The organism is Tabrizicola sp. (assembly GCF_030373185.1).
Lineage (GTDB): Bacteria > Pseudomonadota > Alphaproteobacteria > Rhodobacterales > Rhodobacteraceae > Tabrizicola.
On record NZ_JAUCZH010000014.1, the window covers coordinates 1 to 23,053 of the forward strand.

General features: G+C 63.8%; 24 protein-coding genes and 1 riboswitch. Of the genes, 4 read left to right on the forward strand and 20 right to left on the reverse strand.

Translation table 11 applies throughout. The annotated features are described in order from the left end of the window. Nucleotides 1-66: 66 nt before the first annotated feature. Complete coding sequence (locus QUV21_RS17555; RefSeq protein WP_300856635.1) at nt 67-528, reverse strand: PepSY domain-containing protein; 462 nt, start codon at nt 526-528, stop codon at nt 67-69. Nucleotides 529-851: 323 nt separating this feature from the next. Beyond that, nucleotides 852-2,084, reverse strand: coding sequence for a tryptophan synthase subunit beta (trpB, locus tag QUV21_RS17560; RefSeq protein WP_300856636.1), 1,233 nt, complete (start codon nt 2,082-2,084; stop codon nt 852-854). A 183-nt stretch (nt 2,085-2,267) separates the two neighbouring features. Between trpB and QUV21_RS17565 the strand changes: the two genes are divergently transcribed. Continuing rightward, nucleotides 2,268-3,044 (forward strand): DUF4394 domain-containing protein, encoded by a 777-nt coding sequence (locus QUV21_RS17565; protein ID WP_300856637.1) that lies wholly within the window; start codon nt 2,268-2,270, stop codon nt 3,042-3,044. 79 nt (nt 3,045-3,123) lie between these two features. Here QUV21_RS17565 and QUV21_RS17570 read toward each other — a convergent pair whose 3' ends face one another. From QUV21_RS17570 to miaB, 16 genes are all read right to left on the reverse strand, one after another. Beyond that, nucleotides 3,124-3,792 carry a phosphoribosylanthranilate isomerase gene (locus QUV21_RS17570; protein ID WP_300856639.1) on the reverse strand — a complete coding sequence of 223 codons (669 nt, stop codon included), beginning with the start codon at nt 3,790-3,792 and terminating at the stop codon, nt 3,124-3,126. A gap of 13 nt (nt 3,793-3,805) precedes the next feature. Next, nucleotides 3,806-4,168 carry a lipopolysaccharide assembly LapA domain-containing protein gene (locus tag QUV21_RS17575; RefSeq protein ID WP_300856640.1) on the reverse strand — a complete coding sequence of 121 codons (363 nt, stop codon included), beginning with the start codon at nt 4,166-4,168 and terminating at the stop codon, nt 3,806-3,808. 85 nt (nt 4,169-4,253) lie between these two features. Beyond that, nucleotides 4,254-4,535, reverse strand: a complete 282-nt coding sequence (ihfB, locus tag QUV21_RS17580; protein WP_300856641.1) for an integration host factor subunit beta — start codon at nt 4,533-4,535, stop codon at nt 4,254-4,256. Nucleotides 4,536-4,725: 190 nt separating this feature from the next. After that, a complete protein-coding gene (rpsA, locus tag QUV21_RS17585; RefSeq protein WP_300856642.1) occupies nt 4,726-6,405 on the reverse strand; it encodes a 30S ribosomal protein S1 in 1,680 nt (559 codons plus the stop codon). A gap of 194 nt (nt 6,406-6,599) precedes the next feature. Further along, a complete protein-coding gene (locus QUV21_RS17590; RefSeq protein WP_300856643.1) occupies nt 6,600-7,565 on the reverse strand; it encodes a hypothetical protein in 966 nt (321 codons plus the stop codon). Between the two features lie 6 nt (nt 7,566-7,571). Then, nucleotides 7,572-8,183: a d(CMP) kinase gene (locus tag QUV21_RS17595; protein ID WP_300856666.1), complete on the reverse strand. Its 612-nt coding sequence runs from the start codon at nt 8,181-8,183 to the stop codon at nt 7,572-7,574. A gap of 105 nt (nt 8,184-8,288) precedes the next feature. Next, nucleotides 8,289-9,635: a 3-phosphoshikimate 1-carboxyvinyltransferase gene (aroA, locus tag QUV21_RS17600; RefSeq protein ID WP_300856645.1), complete on the reverse strand. Its 1,347-nt coding sequence runs from the start codon at nt 9,633-9,635 to the stop codon at nt 8,289-8,291. A gap of 174 nt (nt 9,636-9,809) precedes the next feature. Further along, complete coding sequence (locus QUV21_RS17605; RefSeq protein ID WP_300856646.1) at nt 9,810-10,499, reverse strand: tRNA (guanine(46)-N(7))-methyltransferase TrmB; 690 nt, start codon at nt 10,497-10,499, stop codon at nt 9,810-9,812. A gap of 131 nt (nt 10,500-10,630) precedes the next feature. After that, on the reverse strand, nt 10,631-11,809 hold the full coding sequence (gene metK / locus QUV21_RS17610) for a methionine adenosyltransferase (RefSeq protein ID WP_300856648.1): 1,179 nt from the start codon (nt 11,807-11,809) through the stop codon (nt 10,631-10,633). Nucleotides 11,810-11,818: 9 nt separating this feature from the next. Further along, a riboswitch (SAM-SAH riboswitch) is annotated at nt 11,819-11,866 on the reverse strand. A gap of 36 nt (nt 11,867-11,902) precedes the next feature. Then, nucleotides 11,903-13,402, reverse strand: coding sequence for an apolipoprotein N-acyltransferase (gene lnt / locus QUV21_RS17615; protein ID WP_300856649.1), 1,500 nt, complete (start codon nt 13,400-13,402; stop codon nt 11,903-11,905). Between the two features lie 21 nt (nt 13,403-13,423). Then, complete coding sequence (locus QUV21_RS17620; RefSeq protein ID WP_300856650.1) at nt 13,424-14,311, reverse strand: hemolysin family protein; 888 nt, start codon at nt 14,309-14,311, stop codon at nt 13,424-13,426. A gap of 41 nt (nt 14,312-14,352) precedes the next feature. Further along, complete coding sequence (ybeY, locus tag QUV21_RS17625) at nt 14,353-14,856, reverse strand: rRNA maturation RNase YbeY (RefSeq protein ID WP_300856651.1); 504 nt, start codon at nt 14,854-14,856, stop codon at nt 14,353-14,355. A gap of 285 nt (nt 14,857-15,141) precedes the next feature. Then, on the reverse strand, nt 15,142-16,146 hold the full coding sequence (locus tag QUV21_RS17630; protein WP_300856652.1) for a PhoH family protein: 1,005 nt from the start codon (nt 16,144-16,146) through the stop codon (nt 15,142-15,144). Between the two features lie 205 nt (nt 16,147-16,351). After that, a complete protein-coding gene (locus QUV21_RS17635; RefSeq protein WP_300856653.1) occupies nt 16,352-16,753 on the reverse strand; it encodes a hypothetical protein in 402 nt (133 codons plus the stop codon). Between the two features lie 5 nt (nt 16,754-16,758). Next, complete coding sequence (locus QUV21_RS17640; protein WP_300856654.1) at nt 16,759-17,262, reverse strand: OmpA family protein; 504 nt, start codon at nt 17,260-17,262, stop codon at nt 16,759-16,761. A 233-nt stretch (nt 17,263-17,495) separates the two neighbouring features. After that, nucleotides 17,496-18,827 (reverse strand): tRNA (N6-isopentenyl adenosine(37)-C2)-methylthiotransferase MiaB, encoded by a 1,332-nt coding sequence (gene miaB / locus QUV21_RS17645; protein WP_300856655.1) that lies wholly within the window; start codon nt 18,825-18,827, stop codon nt 17,496-17,498. A 147-nt stretch (nt 18,828-18,974) separates the two neighbouring features. Between miaB and QUV21_RS17650 the strand changes: the two genes are divergently transcribed. Both QUV21_RS17650 and QUV21_RS17655 read left to right on the forward strand, forming a co-directional pair. Next, nucleotides 18,975-19,844: a hypothetical protein gene (locus tag QUV21_RS17650; protein ID WP_300856656.1), complete on the forward strand. Its 870-nt coding sequence runs from the start codon at nt 18,975-18,977 to the stop codon at nt 19,842-19,844. A gap of 148 nt (nt 19,845-19,992) precedes the next feature. After that, on the forward strand, nt 19,993-20,535 hold the full coding sequence (locus tag QUV21_RS17655) for a fasciclin domain-containing protein (protein ID WP_300856658.1): 543 nt from the start codon (nt 19,993-19,995) through the stop codon (nt 20,533-20,535). A 78-nt stretch (nt 20,536-20,613) separates the two neighbouring features. Here QUV21_RS17655 and irrA read toward each other — a convergent pair whose 3' ends face one another. Next, complete coding sequence (gene irrA / locus QUV21_RS17660; RefSeq protein WP_300856660.1) at nt 20,614-21,042, reverse strand: iron response transcriptional regulator IrrA; 429 nt, start codon at nt 21,040-21,042, stop codon at nt 20,614-20,616. A 58-nt stretch (nt 21,043-21,100) separates the two neighbouring features. Then, nucleotides 21,101-22,393, reverse strand: a complete 1,293-nt coding sequence (locus QUV21_RS17665; RefSeq protein WP_300856662.1) for an MFS transporter — start codon at nt 22,391-22,393, stop codon at nt 21,101-21,103. Nucleotides 22,394-22,485: 92 nt separating this feature from the next. Between QUV21_RS17665 and fabA the strand changes: the two genes are divergently transcribed. Continuing rightward, complete coding sequence (gene fabA / locus QUV21_RS17670) at nt 22,486-22,995, forward strand: bifunctional 3-hydroxydecanoyl-ACP dehydratase/trans-2-decenoyl-ACP isomerase (protein WP_300856664.1); 510 nt, start codon at nt 22,486-22,488, stop codon at nt 22,993-22,995. Nucleotides 22,996-23,053 lie beyond the last annotated feature (58 nt).

The window sequence follows — 23,053 nt, forward strand, 5'->3', positions numbered from 1 at the left end:
AGACTATGAGCCAAGCCCGAGGCCCCGGCAATACCGGGGCCTCTGCTTTGATCTCAAGCCAGAGCCTCAATCATCGTCATCATCATCGTCGTCGTCGTCGTCGTCATCATCGTCATCGTCGTCGTCATCATCGTCATCGTCATCGTCGTCATCATCATCGTCATCATCATCATCGTCATCATCGTCGTCATCGTCGTCATCGTCGTCGTCGTCGTCGTCGTCGTCGAGAAAGTCCTTGAAGACAGTCTTGACTTCCTTGCCCTTCTGTTTGGCGTCCTTGTCGTCGGCCGGCTCTTCTTCCGACTTGAGGGGAAGCAGGCTTTCATTGTCGTAGATCACTTCGATCTTGATGCCGTCCTTGATCGCCTCGACCTTTGTCTGCGTCGGCCCGACCGTCACCTCGACATAGTCGTAGCCATCGGCAAGATACTTGTCGGCAAGCGCCTGACCGTTGACGGCACCAAACGCAACGTTCGCAGACAGCGCTGCGGCGGCGGTGAACATCATGAGTTTCGTTTTAAGTTTCATCCTTCGATTTCCTTTCAAGTCCGATGAGCAGCCGTTTCGGTCGAGGGTCAGCGGGTGGACCGGGGCATGACCGCAGATGGCGACAGAAAACTGGAAGAATGAATTGAACAGGAGTTTAAAAGGGGGGGCATAGACACATGGTTTGCGTCCATAAACCCGAGTTTATGCGACCCTGGGGGCAGCTTCCCGGCGAGGCAGACAAACCGCAGAACCCTGAGAAACGGTTGCCTGCCAGATTTTGGGCCAGATATGGGGCCAGATATGGGGTCAGTCTGGGGTCAGTCTGGGGCGGGCGTTCCCACATGGGCCGCCCGCCTTGCGGTTCAGACCTTCATGGTCACGCCAAGGTGCTTGGCAACCGTGAAGATGTCCTTGTCGCCCCGGCCACACATGTTCATCACGATGATATGGTCCTTTGGCAGGGTCGGCGCGATCTTCATCACCTGCGCCAGGGCGTGCGAAGGTTCCAGCGCGGGGATGATTCCCTCCAGTCGGCAGCACAGCTGGAACGCCTCCAGCGCCTCGGCATCGGTGATGCTGACATATTTCGCCCGGCCAATGTCATGCAGCCACGAATGTTCCGGCCCGATGCCGGGGTAATCCAGCCCCGCACTGATGCTGAAGCCTTCCAGAATCTGCCCATCATCATCTTGCAGGAGATAGGTCCGGTTGCCGTGCAGCACGCCCGGCCGCCCCCCGGTCAGGCTGGCGCAATGCTCCATCCGGTCATCCACGCCCTTGCCGCCCGCTTCGACGCCGACGATGTTGACCGAAGGGTCATCAAGGAACGGGTAGAACAGGCCCATCGCGTTTGAGCCGCCGCCGATGGCCGCCACCAGCGTATCAGGCAGCCGCCCCTCGCCTTCCTGTTCGGCCAGTTGCCAGCGCACTTCCTTGCCGATGATGCTTTGGAAATCGCGTACCATCGCCGGGTAGGGATGCGGCCCGGCCACCGTACCGATGCAGTAGAACGTGTCGCGCACATTGGTCACCCAGTCGCGCAAGGCGTCGTTCATGGCGTCCTTCAGCGTGCCGCGACCAGAGGTCACCGGAATGACCTCGGCCCCCAGAAGCTTCATGCGGAACACGTTCGGCGCCTGGCGTTCCACGTCATGCGCGCCCATGTAGACCACGCATTGCAGCCCGAACTTGGCACAGACCGTGGCCGTCGCCACCCCATGCTGCCCCGCCCCGGTTTCAGCGATGATCCGGGTCTTGCCCATCCGGCGGGCAAGGATGATCTGTCCCAGCACGTTGTTGATCTTGTGCGCGCCGGTGTGGTTCAGTTCATCGCGCTTCATGTAGACCTTGGCACCGCCCAGGTGTTCCGTCAGACGCGGCGCGAAATACAAGGGCGAAGGGCGGCCGACATAGTGCTTCCACAGATCGTCCATCTCGGCCCAGAAGCTCGGGTCGGTCTTGGCATGCTCGTACCGCTCTTCCAGTTCCAGGATCAGCGGCATCAGCGTCTCGCTGACAAAACGCCCGCCAAAAAGCCCGAACCGGCCTTGTTCGTCCGGTCCCGTCATGAAGCTGTTCAACCCGTCTTCGGCCATCACGCATCCCCCTTGGTGTTGCGCAAGGATGTAGCGCTATTGCAGCCGTGGGGAAAGAGGCCGAGGCGTCGCGCCGGAGTTTTCGGAAGCTCCGGGGTTGACGCCTTCGTGATCCAGACCGCTGCAACTTTTCCGCGCCGCGTTCGGTAGCTGACCTTGCAACCACCTGAAATGGAGATTTCGATGCGCCCACTCATGTCCGCCGCCCTTTTCGTGGCCACCGCCCTGCCCGCCGCCGCCGCCGAAACCGCCATCGCCCTGACAGGGGACCGCACGCTTCTGACCATCGACACCGCCACCGCCACCGTGACCGCCACGGTCGAGGTGCAGGGCGTAAGCCGCCTTCTTGGCATCGACCTGCGCCCCGGCAACGGCAGGCTTTACGGCGTGACCGACGCGCAAACCATCGTCGAGATCGACACCGCCACTGGTGGTGTGACCGAAGTGGCCACGATGACCACCCCGCTGCCGCTGGCCGATGCCCCGGTGGTTGTCGACTTCAACCCGGCGGCTGACCGCTTGCGCTACATGACCGGCACCACCAACCACCGCGTCCACCCCGACACGGGCGAGGTGACGGTGGACGGCGCGCTCGCCTTTGTGGCCGAGGACATACACGCCGGGAAAGCCCCGAACATCGCCGCCGCCGCCTATACCAACAGCTACGGCAAGCCGGAAAAGACCGCGATGTTCAACATCGACGCCACGATTTCCGTCCTGATCCAGCAGACCGCGCCAAATGACGGCACCCTTGCCTCCATCGGCAAGCTGGGTGTCATGCTGGATGGCCCGGTCGGCTTTGACGTGGCCACCAGCGCTGACGGCACCAACACCGCATGGCTGGCGGCGAATGGCGGGCTTCATACGGTGGACCTTGCCACCGGTGCCGTCACCGGGTCGTGCATGCTGACCGGCACCGACCAGCCGGTCCGCGACCTGACGATCCTGCCCGCGATGTAACCCAAAGCCGGTTGGCGCTTGCGCCAGAGGCAAGACAAGAAGCGTGCGGTCGCCCGTTTCGGGCGGCCGCTCCGTTTGACTACCGCAGGATCGGCACGCCGCCACGCACGCCTTGCGCCGCTTCCACAAAAGCCCTGATCCTTGCGGGATCTTTCACCCCCGGCGATGCCTCCACGCCTGAAGACACATCCACCTGCCGCGCGCCGGTCAGCCTTATGGCCTCGGCCACGTTGTCCGGTGTCAGCCCGCCTGCCAGCATCCAGGGCCGGAGCCATTTACGCCCGACCAAGAGCCGCCAATCGAAGGCCAGCCCGTTACCCCCCGGCAGATCGGCCCCCTTCGCTGGCTTCGCGTCGATCAGGAGCTGGTCGGCCGCAAGGCTCATGTCCACAAGCCCGGCCAGATCGCCCTCATCCGCCACGCCCATCGCCTTCATGACCGGCAAGCCATAGCGCGCCTTGACCTCGGCCACGCGGTCCGGGCTTTCATGGCCATGCAGTTGCAGCATGTCCAGTGGCACCGTCTCCACAAGCGCATCCAGCGCCGCGTCATCGGCATCGACGACCAGCGCCACCTTGCAAAGGCCCTCCGGCGCGGCCAGCGCCAGCACGCGGGCCGCATCAAGGGTCAGGTGCCTTGGGCTTTTGGGAAAGAAGACAAACCCCGCATAGGCGGCACCGGCAGCGGCAACCGCAGCCACGTCCGCCTTGGTCCGCAGACCGCAGATCTTCACGCGCACATCCTGCATCCCTTGACCCGTCTTACTTGCTTCGGGGCTGTTCCAGCAGCGCCAACACATCATCCTGTGGCGCTGCTCCCTTGGCGTCGCGCAGAACAGCCAGTTCCCGCTCCAGCCGCGCGACCTCGCGTGCCTTGGTGCTGGCGGTAGACCGATGCTTCATCTCGCGCAGCCATTCCCAGACGAAGCCGATCAGGACGCCGACGACGATGCCGCCGAAGATCACCAGGAACAACGGCAGTTCCGCAGCCCAGGAAAACCCGGTCAGCGCTGCCAGATCGCCGGGCAAGAGCCGCACTTCGACCGGCGCCCGATTGGCCAAGGCCACGACCAGAAGGCAGAGCCCAAGCAGGGCAATGAAGATGAATTTGATATATCGGATCATTTGGTGCGGCCCATTCGGTTCCGCATCAGTATCTGCCCGATGCCTGTCAGGTGCAAGCCGCCCGTCCGCGCACGCCTGAAAGGCGCTATTGTCCGTTCAGCCTGTCACGCAGAAGCTTGCCGGTCTTGAAGAACGGCACCTTCTTGTCATCGACCTTGACGGCTTCGCCGGTACGCGGGTTACGGCCGACGCGAGCATCGCGTGCCTTGACGGAGAAAGCCCCGAAGCCGCGCAGTTCCACCCTGTCGCCCTTGGCAAGCGCGTCGATGATTTCCTCGAAGACCGTATTCACGATCCGCTCGACATGGCGCTGCGTAAGATGCGGGTTTTCATCCGCGATCTTCTGGATCAGTTCAGACCGGATCATCCCAGTGTCCCCCCTGTGGTTCGGCCGTCGTTTTGTCAAACGGGCAGCGGCCGCCACGTCTTGTTGTCACAAGACTATAGCGGCAGGATTTGTCGGCTGACAAATGAAAACGGGGACTTGGAGGGTCCACACAAACGGAAAGGCCCCGCATTTCAGCGGGGCCTTTCGATTTTCAACCCTTGGTCAGGGCTCAGCTGCGGTCTTTCAGCGCCGCACCGAGGATGTCGCCAAGCGACGCACCCGAATCGGACGAGCCATACTGTTCCACGGCTTCTTTCTCTTCGGCGATCTCGCGCGCCTTGATCGACAGACCCAGCTTGCGGGTCTTGGGATCAATGTTGGTCACGCGCACGTCGATCTTGTCACCGACCTGGAAACGCTCGGGGCGCTGGTCGGCACGGTCACGGCTCAGGTCGCTGCGGCGGATGAACGACTTGGCGCCGTTGTATTCCACCTCGACGCCACCCTCTTCGATCGCAGTCACTTCGACCGTGATGATTGCGCCACGCTTCACGCCATCAACCGCGTCGGTGAAGTTGTCTTCACCAAGCGCCTTGATCGACAGGCTGATGCGTTCCTTTTCAACATCCACTTCGGTGACGGCGGCCTGAACCGTGTCGCCCTTGCGGTAGTTCTGGATCGCTTCTTCGCCACGCTGGTCCCACGACAGGTCCGAAAGGTGGACCATGCCGTCGATGTCGTTGTCGAGGCCGACGAACAGACCGAATTCGGTGATGTTCTTGACTTCGCCTTCGATCATCGAGCCGACCGGGTGGGTCTCGGCAAAGACTTCCCACGGGTTGCGCTGCGTCTGCTTCAGGCCGAGCGAAACGCGACGCTTGGCAGAGTCGATTTCCAGCACCATGACATCCACTTCCTGAGAGGTGGAGACGATCTTGCCGGGATGCACGTTCTTCTTGGTCCAGGACATTTCCGAGACGTGGACCAGACCTTCGACACCGGCTTCCAGCTCCACGAAGGCGCCGTAATCGGTGATGTTGGTGACGCGGCCTTTGTGTACCGTGCCGATGGCATACATCTTTTCAACGGCATCCCACGGATCGGATTGCAGTTGCTTCATGCCAAGGCTGATGCGGTGGGTTTCCTTGTTGATCTTGATGACCTGCACTTTGACAGTCTCACCAATGGCAAGGATTTCCGACGGGTGGTTCACGCGACGCCACGCCATGTCGGTGACATGGAGAAGGCCGTCAACACCGCCCAGATCAACAAACGCACCGTATTCGGTGATGTTCTTGACCACGCCATCGACGGTCTGACCTTCGGTCAGGTTGCCGATAACCTCGGCGCGCTGTTCGGCACGGCTTTCTTCAAGGATCGCACGGCGCGAGACAACGATGTTGCCACGGCGACGGTCCATCTTCAGGATCTGGAACGGCTGCTTCATGCCCATCAGCGGGCCGGCATCGCGCACGGGGCGCACGTCAACCTGGCTGCCGGGAAGGAAGGCCACAGCGCCACCAAGGTCAACCGTGAAGCCGCCCTTGACCCGACCAAAGATCGCGCCATCGACGCGCAGTTCCGAGGCGTAGGCCTTTTCCAGACGATCCCAGGCTTCCTCGCGGCGGGCCTTTTCACGGCTGATCTGGGCTTCACCGCGGGCGTTTTCCACACGGTCCAGATAAACCTCGACGGTGTCGCCCACGTTGATCGTCGGGGCCTCGCCGGGGTTTGCGAATTCTTTGAGGTCGATGCGGCCTTCCATCTTGTAGCCGACATCGATGATGGCCTGGCCCGCTTCGATCGCGATGACCCGGCCCTTGACGACAGTCCCCTCCTCGGGGGTGTCCATCTCGAAGCTTTCCTTCAACAGGGCTTCGAAGTCTTCCATGGTTGCTTTAGCGCACATATAGATCAGTTTCCTTTTCTCGTCTTTTCACTGGCCATGCGGTTGGCTCCGCCGGTCTTGGTCTTGTGGTTGGCCCGAATACAAAACCCGAGCCGCCGGAGAACCGGCGGACGGGACTGTTTCAGAATGGGCGGCCTATAGACCGATTGACCCGGCAGGGCAAGCAAAAGCGGCCCTTGCGCCATTGGGCCGCGTCAGACCCCCAGCCGGTCACGCGGAAAGCCCACGCGATCAAAAGCAGCGAAGACCTGCGCTTCAAAGCCCGGCGCGGCCAGTTCAAGCGTGTGGTGGCTGAAATACCAGTGCAGCATTCTGGCATAAGGCCAGCGCGCCGACAGTGCCGCCTCCAACGCCTGCGGGAAATCATCTGCCCCCTGCGCCCGGGTCACCAGACTGGGGAAATCCGATTCGCCGAACAGGATCGCAGGTTTGCGGTGCAAGAACCCCTCCATTGCCACGGCGGAGTTGACCGAGACCGTCACAGACGCCGCCGCCAGCACGTCATGCACATTGGCGTCGGTCACCTCAAACCGGGCGCCCGCCGCCAGTGCCGCCGCCATCGCTTCGGCCCCCAGTTCCAGCGCCTGTGGATGCGGCTTCACGATCACGGGACGCCCGCCCGCCCCTTGTGCAACGGCAAGGATCATCTGGCCCATCGGCAAGCGGCAGCGCCCGGCGTGATAGGCCGACCTGCCTTGCAGGAAAAGCGCCACAGCCCCATCAGGCAGACCGGTCGCCAGCGTCCGAGGCTGATTGAACCGTGACAGGCGCGGCGCAACAAACCGGCGCCGCATCTGGCGCATGAAGGCGAGTGCTGCCGCCTTGTCCATGTCCTCGCGTGCGAAGACCGCCTCTCGCGCGCAGCTTTCGGCCTGAATGCCGCGCGGGTCCAGATGCCAGAACCCCTTGATGTAGGCGAGCGCGGTGTTCAACCACCCCTCCCCCCGCATCCGGCCATTTTCCACGATATGCAGGTTGCCGTCAGCCACTCCTTCTTGCGGTTTCATCTCGTCCGCAGGGCGGGCAAACGCGCGGTGAACCAGCCCATGCGCTTCGCAAAGTTCGGCCAGACGGGTGTAGATTGCCAGCCGTTCACGGCCACGCCAACTGCCCGCCTCGCGCGGGTTGATGTGGAAATGAACCTCGGGCCGCCCGGTCATGGCAGATCACCCATGGCCGCCCGCCCGTTTTCGGGCCGAAAGCGCCGCTTCAACAAGGGCGCAGGCCCGACCGACTGCCTCGGTGATGGTCATGGTGCTGGTGTCCAGCAGCACGGCATCCGGCGCGGGCCGCAAGGGCGCATCGGCGCGGCCCATGTCGCGGGCATCACGGTCCTTCACTTCGTGCAGAACCTGCGCCTCTTCACCGCCCACTTCCAGCCAGCGCCGATGGGCGCGCACCTCAGGCGAAGCGGTGACATAGATCTTCACTTCCGCCTCGGGGCAGATGACTGTGCCGATGTCGCGCCCGTCCAGCACCGCGCCGCCTTCGGCCCGGGCAAAGCGGCGCTGAAACTCTGTCAGGGCGGCGCGCACCTCGGGGATCACCGCAACCTGTGAAGCGGCCTGCCCGGCTGCCAGCGTGCGCAGATCGGTGCCGGTCAGGTCTTCGGGCAAAAGCGTTCGGGCCGCCGTGGCCGGATCGCCGCCCTTGACGCCCACGGCGCGATACAAAAGCCCGGTGTCGAGATGGCGAAACCCGAACCGATCCGCCACCGCGCGCGAGATCGTTCCCTTGCCCGCCGCCGCCGGCCCGTCAATTGCCACAGTGAAGATCATCGCGCCCCACGCCACCCGTCTCGTCCGCATCCAGCGTCGGATGCCTCCGGCGGGAGTATTTGGAAAAGAGCAAATCGGAAAGAGGGTTTTGCGCCCGGGGCCGGATCAGCCGCGCCGGATATCCGCGCCAAGCCGGTGCATCAGCCCCTCGAACACCGGGAACGAGGTCTGGATGGGAGAACCGTCATCCACCGCCACCTCGGCCTTGGCAGCCAGCCCAAGCACAAGGAATGACATCGCGATCCGGTGGTCGATATGGGTCTTGGCCGTGGCCCCACCCGGCACGCCGCCCGGCCCCAAGCCATGCACGATCAGCGTATCCTCGTCTTCCTCGATCTTCACGCCGCAGGCTTCCAGACCGCGGGCCATCGCGTCGATCCGGTCGCTTTCCTTGACCCGCAATTCCTTGACCCCGCGCATGACCGTGCGGCCATGGGCAAAGGCCGCGACCACCGACAGGATCGGGTATTCGTCGATCATCGAGGGCGCACGTTCCGGCGGAACCTCGATCCCCTTCATGTTGCCACTGAACCGGACGCGAAGATCCGCCACCGGCTCGCCGCCTTCTTCACGGGGGTTCTGAAACTCGATATCGGCCCCCATCTCGACGAGGGTCAGATAAAGGCCGTTGCGGGTCAGGTTCTGGGAAACCCCCGGCACAAGAATATCCGAGCCTTCAACGATCAGCGCCGCACAGGTCGGGAAGGCTGCCGAGGACGGGTCGCGCGGCACCGCAACTGTCTGGGGGCGCAGTTCCGGCTGGCCGGTCAGGGTGATGACGTGGCCCTCGCCCGTCTTTTCGACAGTCAGCTTTGCGCCGAACCCCAGAAGCATCCGCTCTGAATGGTCCCGCGTGGGTTCACGTTCGATCACCACCGTTTCGCCTGGCGCATTCAACCCCGCCAGCAGCACCGCCGACTTGACCTGAGCCGAGGCGACAGGCAGCGCATAGCGCACCGGCACCGGGTTTGCCGCGCCGACCACCGTCATCGGCAAGCGCCCGCCCTTGCGGCCGTAGGCCTGCGTTCCAAACAGGGCAAGCGGGTCCGTGACGCGGCCCATCGGGCGCTTGCGCAAGGACGCATCGCCGGTGAAGGTCGCGGTGATCGGAGTTGTTGCCATCGTCCCCATGATCAGCCGCACCCCGGTGCCGGAGTTGCCGCAATCGATCACGTCCGCCGGTTCCTGAAACCCGCCGACACCGACGCCGTTCACCGTCCAGACGCCTTCCCCGTGCCGCGTGACTGTCGCCCCGAAGGCCCGCATCGCCTTTGCGGTATCCAGCACGTCCTGCCCTTCAAGAAGGCCCGAGATCCGCGTCTCGCCAACCGCCATCGCCCCGAAGATCAGCGACCGATGGCTGATGGACTTGTCGCCCGGAACCTCTGCCACACCCTTGAGCGGCCCCGACTTGCGGGCTTTCATCGGTTGCGCGTCTGCATGGCCGGACATCGGTCTCTCCCTCACATTCCGAGTGCCTGATAGCGCAAGCTGCAAGCGCGGTCCATCACCTGAACCTTTGGAGATGCGGCGAGATCAGACCCTCCGGGGGGAGTATTCTTGAAAAGAGCAAATCACCGGGGGCGAGGCTGGTGATTGCTCTTTTTCCAAGTACTCATAGCGGCCTTACCGCCTGAGGAAGGTCAGGTAATGCGGCGCGCGGCCTTCCCGCAGGGCTTTTTGTTCGTAGCGGGTGGAAAGCCAATCCTCCCACGCCTCGCCCGGCCCGGCCTGCCGGACCAGATCGAAACCGGCGGGCGGCACCTCTTCCAGCGTCTGGCGGACGTAGTCGGGAATGTCGGTCGCCACGCGGAATTCAGATCCGGGGGCCGTGACACGGGCAAGCGGAAGCAGGTGTTCACGCGTCACGAAGCGGCGGCGGTGGTGGCGGGCCTTGGGCCACGGGTCCGGGTAGTTGAGAAAGACCTTGGACAGGCAGGCATCGGGCAGCACATCAAACAGGTCGCGCACGTCGCCGGGGTGCAGCCAGAGGTTCGTCACCCCCGCGCCCCGAATCTTGCCCAGAAGCATGGCGATCCCGTTCACGAAAGGCTCGGCGCCGATGATCGCCACCTGCGGGTTCGCTGCCGCCATATGCACCAGATGCTCGCCACCGCCAAAGCCCACCTCAAGCCAGAGCGGGCGGCCTTCGGCAAAACCAATGTCAAGCGGCGCGCGCGTGGGGTTATCCTCTCGCGTCACACCGCGCAGGGTCAGGGGGCCGAGGTCTTCGGCCAGATAGTCCTTCTGGCTGGCGCGCAGGGTCTTGCCCCGAATCCGGCCATAGAAGTTGCGGCGTTCGCCCGCGTCAGTCATGCAAAAAAGCCCCGGAGTTGATCCGGGGCCTTCAAGCAGAGCCAGCCTTTGCGGTCAAGGCGCGACCGGAGCCCGCAAGGGCGACGCCGTCCAAGGGGCTCGATGCCCCGAGGACGGCCAGCCGCACAAGGTCAGACCGCTTTCTTCAGCGCCTCGACAAGGTCGGTGCGTTCCCAGCTGAAGCCGCCATCCGCTTCGGGCGCGCGGCCGAAGTGGCCATAGGCTGACGTGCGGGCGTAGATCGGGTGGCAGAGGTCCAGATGCGTGCGGATGCCGCGCGGGGTCAGATCCATCACCTCGGCCACGGCCTTTTCGATCACCGCTTCCGGCACCTTGCCGGTGCCGTGGGTATCAACATAGATCGACAGCGGCTTGGCCACGCCGATTGCATAGCTGACCTGAAGCGTGCAGCGGTCGGCCAGACCGGCGGCCACCACGTTCTTCGCAAGATAGCGGGCGGCGTAAGCAGCGGAACGGTCAACCTTGGTCGGATCCTTGCCGGAAAACGCGCCGCCGCCATGGGGCGCGGCCCCGCCATAGGTATCGACAATGATCTTGCGGCCGGTCAGGCCTGCGTCACCGTCCGGGCCGCCGATCACGAAGGTTCCGGTCGGGTTCACATGCCACTCGGTCTTCCGGGTGATCCAGCCTTCCGGCAGCACCTCGCGGATATAGGGCTCCACGATATTGCGGATCACCTTCGAGGTCTGCCGCTTCGAGGTGTGCTGCGTCGACAGCACGATCGAGGTCACTTCGACCGGCTTGCCATCGGCATAACGCAAGGTCAGCTGGCTTTTGGCATCCGGCCCAAGGGTCGGCTCGGCGCCGGACTTCCGCACTTCGGCCAGACGGCGCAGGATCGCATGGGCATACTGGATCGGCGCCGGCATGAACTCTGGCGTTTCCAGCGTCGCATAGCCGAACATGATCCCCTGATCGCCCGCCCCGTCCCGGTCCACGCCTTGCGCGATATGGGCGGATTGTTCGTGCAGGTAGTTGTGGATCTTGATCTTGTTCCAGTGGAACTTCTTCTGTTCGTAGCCGATGTCCTTCACGCAATCACGGACGATTCCATCGACACGGGCCAGCATCGCCTTGGTCGCCTCTTTCGACGACAGGCCAACTTCGCCCCCCACGACCACACGGTTCGTGGTGGCAAAGGTTTCGCAGGCGACGCGGGCGTTCGGTTCTTCCCTCAGGAAGGCGTCCAGGACAGCATCCGAGATGCGGTCACAGACCTTGTCGGGGTGACCCTCGGAAACGGATTCCGAAGTGAAGACGTAATCTTTGCGACCAGTCGAAGTGTTCATTTGGGGAAGTGCTCCGTTGAAGATCCCCGCCACGCCAGGAAGCCGTTGTGACGGTTCAATGAACCTTTCCCCTAGACGCCGGGGGCCGGGCCGTCAATGGGCGGCCGGGTGCCGCCTGCGCAACGCGATCAGGGCGAGGCCTGCCAGCAACAGCAAGACCGGCCCATCGCCAAAGCGGACGTAAGGCGTTGGCGGCAGCGCGCCCGGCACCTTGGTATCCATGGCGGCCATCACCCCGAATGGCAACCGCTCCAGCACCCGCCCGCGCGCGTCGATCACCGCCGTCACGCCGGTATTGGCCACCCTGACCAAGGGCAGCCCCTGTTCCACCGCCCGCAGGCGTGCTTGCGCGAAATGCTGGAAGGGGCCGGTCCATATCCCGAACCACGCGTCATTGGTGATCTGCAACATCCAGTCGGCGCGTTCGCCGACCGCATTGATGTCTCGCGGAAAGACTGCCTCATAGCAGATCAGCGGCAAGACCTTGCCGAAGGCGCCAAGGTCCAGAACCATCGGCCCCGGACCGGCCGAATAGGTTGCCCCGGCCTGTGCGGCAAACGCGGTGATCCCGAACCAGCGATAGGCCAGATCACCAAAGGGGATATATTCGCCAAAGGGGACCAGATGGTGCTTGTCATAGACCGCGCTTTCACTGACGGCCTCCGTCACGGATTGACTGTCGTTGCCTTCCAGCACCCGCATGCTGTTGTAAAAGCGCCCTGCCGACTCGCGCTGGATGCCAAGGGCGACCGGGCGGCCTTGCGAAGCTGCGGTCACCATGCCCGCAACTTCGGGCGCATATTCCAGCATGTAAGGCACCGCCGTTTCCGGCCAGATCGTCAGATCGGCTGGCGTGTCCTTGGCTGTCAGCGATAGCAAGCGGTCCAGAAACTCGCGCGCAAGTGCGGCTTCCCATTTGGCCGATTGTTCGGCATTGGGCTGGACAAGGCGCAGGGTGAAATCGCGTGCATCCGGCAAAGGCTGCGCCAGCCGCCAAAGGCCGAAGCCCGCGACAACGCATAACAAGACCACCGCCGCCACCGCCCCGCGACCGCGCCACAGGACCGGCAGCGCCGCCACCAGCAAGGTGATCAGCGTCAGACCCGAAGGCCCAAGCACGGCCGCCACCTGATCAACGGGCGTGCCAATCCAGACATGGCCGACCATGGCCCAGGGAAACCCGGTCAGCACCACACCGCGCAGCCATTCCAAAGCGGCGAAACTGGCAACGAACCCCAGCGCGGGAACCGGCATCCGCACCGCAAGCGCTGCCGCCGCCGCCCAGAAGAGCCCCAAACCCACCGACATCAGGACCAGCGCGAACGGGGCCATCCAACCATGCCGCGCGATGTCGATCAGGAACGGCTCGACGATCCACGAAAGCGCCAGCGCGAAATGCCCCGTCCCGGCGGCCAACCCAAGCCAGAAAGCCCCCCGCGCGCCCGCAACCGACGCAAGCAGCCAGATCAGGCCGGCCAGCCCTGCCAGCGTTGACCACCACAGACCAAGCGGCGCCTGCCCCAGCGCCGCCAGGGCGCCAAAGCCGACGGCCAGCAAAAGCCGGTGCCTTGCCACCTTGGGGGTGTCAGACAAGAGGCGACCACCCGCCAAGGCTCATGCCGCGCTGGAGCCCGCAACGGGCAGCCGGACCCGCACCCGCTTGATCCGGCGCGGATCGGCATCGACGATCTCGAACTGCACACCGCTTTCGTGTTCGACCACCTCGCCGCGTGCCGGCACCCGGCCAGCCCGCAGGAAGACCAGACCGCCCAGGGTGTCGATCTCTTCGTCCTCTTCCCCGCGGCGCAGCGCCAGACCCAGCGCCGCCTCGATGGCTTCCAGCGGGGCTGTCGACTGGGCAAGGATCACGCCGGGCTTTTCTTCCTTCCAGAGCGCGCCTTCTTCCTCGTCATGTTCGTCTTCGATCTCGCCGATGACGGTCTCGATCAGGTCTTCGATGGTGACCAGACCGTCAACCCCGCCGTACTCGTCGATGACCAGCGCCATATGCACCCGTTCCTTCTGCATCTTCTGCAAAAGGACGCCCGTCGGCATCGACGGCGGCGCATAAAGGATCGGACGCAGCAGGCGCTTGAGGCTGAACCGCCCGGTAGCCCCAAAGCCATGGGTCAGCGCAAGATCCTTCAGCAGGACCAGCCCCTGCGGATGGTCCAGCGTGCCTTTGTAGACCGGCACCCGGGAAAACCCGTGTTCCCGAAAGACCTCGACCAGATCGTCCTTGCCGATGTCCAGCGGGACGGCAACGATCTCCGCCTTCGGGATCGCCACATCGTCAACCCGCATTCGGCGCAAGGCTCCAAGCCCCGGGCTGCTCGACTGGGCAACCTCGGGGACGGATGTCGGCTGAGCTTCGGTCCCGGGGGAGAAGGCGGAAAGGAGGCGTCCGAAAAAACCACGTTGCTGCGTGTCGGAAGCCGGTTCGTCTGTCATGCCGCCTGGCGCATCCTGCGCTACGGCTGACCCGTCGGTGCTACTGCCCATCGGTCCTTTGTCCAGAAAACACCCGTCTTGCGGATGCAGCGCTAATATGGGTCAGAAACCCCCAGGCTTGCAAGTATCCGCACCTCGATTGCCTCCATAAGGGCGGCATCTTCATCTTCGACATGGTCATAGCCCAGAAGATGCAAGACAGCATGCACGACAAGATGGGTTACATGGTCTGCCAGCGGCTTGCCCTGTTCCTCTGCCTCACGCGTGCACGTTTCCCAAGCAATCGCGATATCGCCCAAGGACACCGGGTCTTCCGGGGCTCCCGGGATCGGCAGCACGGGCGACTCACCGACAAACTCCGCTCCACGTTCTTCGGATGGCCAACTCAGCACATTTGTCGGCTGAGGCTTGCCACGGAAATCGGCGTTCAGAAGCGCAATGCGGCCATCATCGCAGCCCAGAAGGCTGATCTGAAAACCGGCTACCGGCAGGCCAAGTTCCAATAGCACCGCGCGCGCCGCAGCTTCCGCAGCGTCTGCAAGACCGAACTCTGCCCAGGCGGGGGCCTCGATCACCGTTTCGACCAGATGTTCCATGCGCCCGGCCTAGCGCGAAGCCCGGCAGGGCTCAACCCCGCCCGACGTCAACAAGGCAGAGCGCGCAAGCGCGCAGGTCTTTCCTCTCGCCTCTGGCCGTTCCGGCCAACCGGCTCGGCGTCGCCTCCGGAGGGAGTATTCTTGAAAAGAGCAATGTTCCTGCTCTTTTTTCAAATACTCCGGGGAGCTCGCGGGGCTGGCCCCTCGTCAGCCTCGGCAAAGCGCACGCCTTGCCGAGAGGCAGGGCTTGCGGCGGCACGCCGTTCCATAGGGTGACCTTTCAGGTCAGACGGTGCTTTCGTCGGTCTCGTAGGCCTCGATGATACGGGCGACAAGCGGGTGGCGGACCACATCCTTGGAGGTGAAGTAGTTGAAGCTCACCCCCCGCACGCCTTTCAGGATCCGCTCGGCTTCCTGAAGCCCGCTCGGCATGCCGCGTGGCAAGTCGATCTGCGTGCGGTCGCCGGTGATGACCATTCGGCTGCCCTCGCCAAGACGGGTGAGGAACATCTTCATCTGCATCGCGGTGGCATTCTGCGCCTCGTCCAGCACCACGAAGGCGTTGGACAGCGTCCGGCCGCGCATGAAGGCCAGAGGCGCGATCTCGATCCGCTTTTCTTCCAGCAGTTTCTGAACCTGCTTGGCCGGCAGGAAATCGTTCAGCGCGTCATACAGGGGCTGCATGTAGGGATCGACCTTCTCCTTCATGTCGCCGGGAAGGAAGCCGAGCCGTTCACCCGCTTCCACCGCAGGGCGGCTTAGGATGATCTTTTCCACCGCGCCCGAGATGAACATCGTCACCCCGACGGCAACCGCCAGATAGGTCTTGCCGGTGCCTGCCGGACCGATGCCGAAGCCTAGCTCGTTCTGGAACAGGTTGGTCACATAGGCCTTCTGCGCCTCGGTCCGGGGTTCGATCGGCTTTTTCCGGGTGCGCAGTTCGACCCCGGTGGAAAAAAGCTCGATCTGTTCGCCACCTTCGGCCTCGCCTACCGGGCGGCCCATGCGCAGGGCGCCGTCGATATCACCGGCCGCGACCCCGCGGCCTGATTCGAGCCTTGCATAAAGCGAGCGCAGGACCGCCGCCGCCTGTTCGCGCGCCGGCTTGTCGCCGATCACCGCAAGGCGGTTGCCACGGCGCAGGATATGCACCCCCATCTGATGCTCGATCTGCGCGAGATTGCGGTCAAATTCGCCGCAAAGATCGATCAGCAATCGGTTGTCGGGAAATTCGAGGACAGTTTCCACGATATCCTCGGCGGTCGGGGGGGTCAGCGCGCTGATGCCCAATGGGCGCTCCTCATGTTAAGGGCCTCTGGACAAAGTCTGCTACCGGACACGGCATCTGGCAAGCGAAACCCTTTGCCTACACCAAGTGTTGTGCAGATTGACGCAGGTTTCGTGACGGTGGCCGGATCTGGCACAGAAAAAGGGCGGGGCTGGCCATGCCAACCCCGCCACTGTGAAATCCGGGCCCGAGGGTCCGAGGCCTGGCCTATTTCGGAATGCGGTCCGGCCCTGGCGCTGCCGCCGTTTCATAGGGGCCAAGGACGGTTCCCGGCGGATACTTGCCGTCGCAAACCGGCAAGCCGGTCTGTGGATCGAAGCGGGGCGAGGCATAGCCTTCGACGCCGTCATCCAGGATCCAGACCTGGCAGCCGTCCGGATCATAGGCGATACCGGCCCGCCCATCGACCAGACCCACATCATCCGTGCCGCCGTCCGTAGACCCGGCGATCACCGAATCCGGCCCGCCATAGCGTTTCGTGCCCTCCCAGGTTTCGATGCTGCCTCCGTCACAGGCGGCAACCCCCGCCACCACAAAGGACATCAACCCAAGGCGCAAGGCCAGAGAGCAGGGGCGGCGGTTCATCGTGCTGTTTGCTGCAAGCGTCATGTTGGTCAGCCTTTCTTGCAGAAAACTTCGACACGGCGATTTTTCGCCATGCCAGACGCCGTTTCGTTCGAGGCGACAGGCTGCGCCTCGCCATAGCCCATTTCGCTTTCCACCACCGCGCCGACCGCGCGGGCGATGTCGCCGACGGCGCGGGCGCGGGCTTCGGAAAGCCCTTGGTTGTATTCGTCCGAACCGCGGCTGTCCGTGTGCCCTGCAATGGAATAGGAGAACGCGTCAGACGTGTGGAAGAACGCTTCCAGTTTGCGGCGACCGTCCGTGGTCAGCGAGGCGCTGGCCGTCGAGAAATAGGCATCCGTGCTTTCCGCAAGGCAGCTGACCTGCTTCAGGCAAACGGGTTTGCCGGTCTTCGGATCGCGCCGCGGCACCATGTAGCCTTCCGTGCCGCCGTCGGCCCACCAATGCTGGCAGCCGTCCGCGTCAACCCAGACGCCCCATTCGATCTTGCCGGAGACCTCCGCGTCCTGCGCTGCGGCCATTGACCCGATCATCAGGCACATTCCTGCAACTGCTGACGCCATCCCGCGTCGAAGCATGCTTCCCGTCGTCATCTACGTCAGTCTCCCCGTTCCTTGGCCAGCATCTGCATGCCGTGCAGCTTTGCGGAGCCATAAAACAGAAAATGTTCCCCGTTGCGACGGAATTCCGGCGGAGGTGCCAAGTTTTTACACGTCACCGCGGAAAGCGGCCGGCCAATGTGCCAAACTGCAGCATTGAGCCGGGGTCACTTGTCCGTGTGCAGCGGCACAGCCGCCAGTGAGTTGGAGGAGGATGCCGTCACCCGCACCCGAACCAACTGGCCGATTCTTCCCGCTTCGTCCTGCACATGGACGGCGTGCAGATGGTCAGACTTGCCAACCATCTGTCCCGGCATGCGGCCGGGCTTTTCGTAAAGCACCGTCACCTCGCGCCCGACCATCGCCTCTTGGCAGTCACGCTGCTGGCTTGTGATCAGGGCCTGCACTTGCTGCAAACGCTCATCCGCCACTTCGGCCGGAACCGGGGGTTTTTCGGCCGCAGGCGTGCCGGGGCGGGCGGAGTACTTGAAGCTGAAGGCCGCGCCATAGCCCACCGCGCGGATCAGGCCGAGCGTGTCCTGAAAATCCCCGTCGGTCTCGCCGGGGAAGCCCACGATGAAATCGGACGACAGAAGGATGTCGGGCCGGGCCGCGCGGACGCGTTCGACAAGCCGCAAATAGGCTTCGGCAGTGTGCTTGCGGTTCATCGCCTTCAGGATGCGGTCGGACCCGGACTGCACCGGCAGATGCAGATAGGGCATCAGTTCCGGCAGATCGCCATGCGCGGCGATCAGGTCATCCTCCATGTCGTTGGGGTGGCTTGTGGTATAGCGCAGCCGTTCCAGCCCCTCGACCCGCGCCAGTTCGCGCAACAGCCGCGCAAGGCCCCAGGCACCGTCCGGCCCTGCGCCGTGATAAGCATTGACGTTCTGGCCCAGAAGCGTGATCTCGCGCACGCCTTGCGCCACCAGCCCCCGCGCCTCGTCCAGGAGGCGTGCGGCGGGGCGGCTGACTTCGGCACCGCGGGTATAGGGGACCACGCAAAAGGCACAGAACTTGTCGCAGCCTTCCTGCACCGTCAGAAAAGCCGACGGCCCGCGCGTCACCTTGCGGGCTGGAAGCGCGCTGAACTTGTCCTCCAACGGGAACTCGGTATCCACCTGACGCCCACCCGCCGCCACCATCTGCGGCAAGCGGTGATAGCTTTGCGGCCCCACCACCAGATCGACAACTGGCGACCTGCGCAGGATCTCGTCGCCCTCGGCCTGCGCCACGCAGCCCGCGACGCCAACCTTCAGCCCAGGCCGCACAGCCTTTAGCGCCCGCAGCCGTCCAAGGTCGGAATACAGCTTCTCGCTGGCCTTTTCACGAATGTGGCAAGTGTTCAGCAGCACCATATCGGCGTCATCAGCGACATCTGTCGTGACATAGCCTTCTGCGCCCATGGCCTCAGCCATCCGCTCGCTGTCATAGACGTTCATCTGACAGCCGTAGGTCTTGATGAACAGCTTCTTCGGGCCAGTCGCAGGATCGGACATTTGTGGAGTCTCCAGACTGCGGGGGGTTTACCTCGAAATCCGCCCACCCTGCAACTGCGCGCCCAAAGCGCAGACTTGCATCGAGACATCCACTTGCATCGGCGGGCCTTTTGCCCGACCTTGCGCCTCGCCCGCAGCGGACCTGACATGCGCCACGCCTCGATCTCTGACCTTCTGGCCCGCACGGCGGCCACCCTTGCCACCGGTCCCCTCGCCATTGTGATGGCCGAGGACGAGGTCGAGGTGGACAGCACCCTTGCCCACCTTCTCAAGACCGGCTTTCGCGACGTCGTCCTGCTGGCGCCCGAAGGCATCACCATCGCGCCAGAACATGGACAACGCGTGCATGTCGTCACCCATGATGTCTTTGCCGAAGCGGCGCTGCCCAATGCCGTCAACGCGATGATGGACACCCTTTCCGGGGCATGGATTCACTACTGCTATAACGCCGAATACCTGTTCTTCCCCTTCTGCGAGACCCGGCGCATCCGCGAGATGCTGACCTTCCACAGTGAAGAACGCCGCGCGGCGATGCTGACCTATGTCGTCGATCTTTATGCGGGCGACCTTGCGACCGCTTCCAACGCGGTAAGCCTTCAGGACGCATGGCTGGACCGGTCAGGCTACTATGCACTGGCCCGCAAGGATCCGGCCCGGAACTGGGAACCGAAGGACCGGCAGATGGACTTCTTTGGCGGTCTCAGATGGCGCTTCGAGGAACATGTTCCCTGGCATCGCCGCAAGATCGACCGCATCTCGCTGTTTCGTGCGCGGCCGGGCTTGCGCCTTGCCCCCGACTTCACGCTGAACGACGACGAGATGAATACCTACGCCTGCCCGTGGCACCACAACCTGACGGCGGCGGTCTGTTCCTTCCGAACGGCCAAGGCCCTGCGGACCAATCCCGGGTCGCGCCATGCGATCGCTTCATTCCGCTGGCACAACTCGGTTCCCTTCCAGTGGCACAGCCGACAACTGCTGGACCTTGGCCTGATGGAGCCCGGCCAGTGGTTCTGACGGCCACAGGGGCCGGATGCCTGCGGTTCCGCGCGGTTCTTCTGCTCACGCATCTGTGATCGACGCCGGGAAACTTCCCGCCATGCCTGCCCGTTCCTTCGCATGTGACAGCCGGGTGGTCCGGCTGGCCCTGCAAATGGAGTGTCCCATGTCCCTTCGCCTGATCCTTGGTGCCGTTGCGCTGACCGGCCTTGCCCAATCGGCCCTTGCCGCCAACCCAGATGTCGGCGGTGCGCCGATGTTCGAGACGAAGAACATCGTCGAAAACGCCGTGAACTCGGCCGATCACACCACGCTTGTTGCCGCTGTCACGGCAGCGGGTCTGGTGGACGCGCTGATGGGCGAAGGCCCGTTCACCGTCTTTGCACCTGTGAACGACGCCTTTGCCGCCCTGCCGGCCGGAACGGTCGAGACGCTTCTGAACCCGGAAAACAAGGCCATGCTGAGCAAGGTGCTGACCGCGCATGTGGTGGCGGGCGACCTGAAGCTGGCCGACCTGCGCCGCAAGGTGGGCAAGGACGGCTATGCCAACCTGCGCACGCTGTCGGGCGACACGCTTTCCGTTCGCTTCCGGGGCGACAAGGCGATGATCTATTCGGAATCGCGCAACATCGGCACGATTACCATTGGCGATGTCGATCAGTCGAACGGGGTGATCCACGTCATCGACACGGTCATGGTCCCGAAGTGACCACAACACGTTTGTAACCAGTGAACGCGTGTGCAGGACGAGTGCGGGCGGGGAAAACCCCGCCCTTTTTGCCGTGCTTCAGGCCTTGCGCAAGCGGATGACGACATCGACCCTTGCCACTTCCATCCCCTCGGGGACGCGCGGCAGCGAGGCTATCGACAGTTCCTCGGCCGGGGCGTCGGTCAAGCTGTGGCTGTCTTCCCAGTAGAAATGCGGGTGGTCGTCTACGCGGGTGTCGAAATAGCTTTTCGACCCGTCAACCACGACTTCGTTCATCAGGCCCGCATCGCAAAAGGCGCGCAAGGTGTTGTAGACCGTGGCAAGGCTGACGCGCTCACCGGTTCCCAGTGTCAGGGCGTAAAGACTTTCTGCGGTGACGTGGCGGTTCTCGCCATCGCCAACCAGCAGCGCCGCCAGGGCCAGCCGCTGCCGTGTCGGACGCAGCCCGCCAGCTTTCAGCCAATCGGCCCCACGGTCGATACCACGCTCGGAACACTGTTCTTGCATATCCATGGCCTTGATATAGGGCCGCGCCCCCCGTTCTTTCAATCACAATCCGTCCATATCAGTGCTGTTGCGGCGCAAAACCACGCCAGATTGCCCGCCAGACCACCAGACTGAGCAAGACAGCCCCCAGCCCCGCCGCCCAGAATGGCAGCGTCAGCGCCACCTCGCGTGGCAGCAGGGTCTCGGCCAGAGTGACCAGCAACCCAGACAGAAGCAGACCAACCGGCATCATCCCCCATGCCAGCAGCCGGTATAGACTGTTGACACGACCCCGCAGCCCGTCAGGGATCATGCGTTGCCGGGTGCTGACCGACACCACGTTCCAGACAAAGCCGGAAAACTCCATCGCCGCAAAGCACAGGCCAAGCGTCACCGGCCCGGGCGCCATGGCCATCGCCGCGAAACACGGCCCCGAGGCAAGGAGCATCCACTGCATCGTGCGGGCCGGACCAAGGGCGCGGGAAATCCGGTCACCCAGAAGGCTGCCCGCAATGCCCCCCAAGGCACCCCCGGCAAGGGTCAGGCCGTAAGCCGTGGCCGACAGCCCAAGGTTTTCCTGCGCGTGCAGGACGACGCCGATCACGATCATCTGGTGGAAGAGGTTCCAGAACCCCGTCGTCCACGCCAGAGTTCGCAGCAAGGGTTTGCCGCGCAGGAAGCCCAGGCCCTCTACAAGCTCAGCCCGCCAGTCGCGGGCGTCGGCCCTCGCGGGCCGAAACTGCCCCGCCACCCCCGCCACCAGCAGCAATGCCAGCCCATAGGCCACCGCGTTCAACCCGAAGGCCAGGGGCAGCCAGACCGCAATCAGCATCGCCCCCAAGGCCGGGCCGATCAGCGCGTTGGTCAGCAGTTCCGCGCTCCAGAGCTGGCCATTTGCGCGCTCCAATCGGTCGGGCGGCACGAAAGCGGGCAGCATGGTCTGCGCCGCGTTGTCGCGAAAGACCTCGGCCCCGCCCACGACGAATGCCGCCAAGATCAGCGCGCCATATAACAACGGGTCGGAAACCCCGGCCACGGGTGCCGGAGCCAGCGGCAGGGCGGCCCAAAGAGCAAGCGCCGCCACAGCAAAGGCAAGTCCCCGCAGCGCATCCATCCGCAAGATCAGCCAGCGTCTGTCCACCCGGTCGGTGATGACCCCCGCAGGCAGGGCCAGCAGAAACCACGGCAACCGCAGCGCCACCGGCACCAGCGCCACCAGAAACGCATCCCGCGTCAAAAGGGAAGCAATCCAGGCCCAGGCGACGACCGCGACCCCGTCGGCAAGGTTGGTCATCCCGCTTGCCGTGATGAAGCGCTGCAAGGGTGTCAATTGAATGTCTCCGATCCGGCCCGCCACGATTTGCCGGCGCATGGGCGCCGTCAAGGTCTGGAAATGCCCCCGGCCTTGCCACCCTTCCCCGCCGAATGCTAGCAAGGCAAAGGGATACATCAGGGGACCAAGGGATGGCGTCTTTTCCAACCAGTTTCGACAAAGAGGCGCTTCTCGCCTGTTCAAGGGGGGAACTTTTCGGCCCCGGCAACGCCCAGCTTCCAGCGCCTCCGATGCTGATGATGGACCGGATCACCGACATCTCGGATGACCGGGGTGAACATGGCAAGGGCCATGTCGTGGCCGAATTCGACATCACCCCGGACCTGTGGTTCTTCGACTGCCACTTCCCCGGCAACCCGATCATGCCCGGCTGCCTTGGCCTTGACGGCCTCTGGCAGCTGACCGGCTTCAACCTCGGCTGGCGTGGCTGGCAGGGCCGCGGCTATGCGCTTGGCGTGGGTGAGGTGAAACTGACCGGCATGGTCCGCCCCGACAGAAAGAAGCTCACCTATTACGTCGATTTCACCAAGGCCCTCAACACCCGTCGCCTGACGATGGGCGTCGCCGATGGGCGGGTCGAGGCGGATGGCGAGGTGATCTACCTGGTCAAGGATATGAAGGTGGCCCTCAGCGAGGCGTGATAGGTTGGAGTGCCCCCCCTGAAGTGGTCCACCAACTGGGATATGATGATCCCATTTC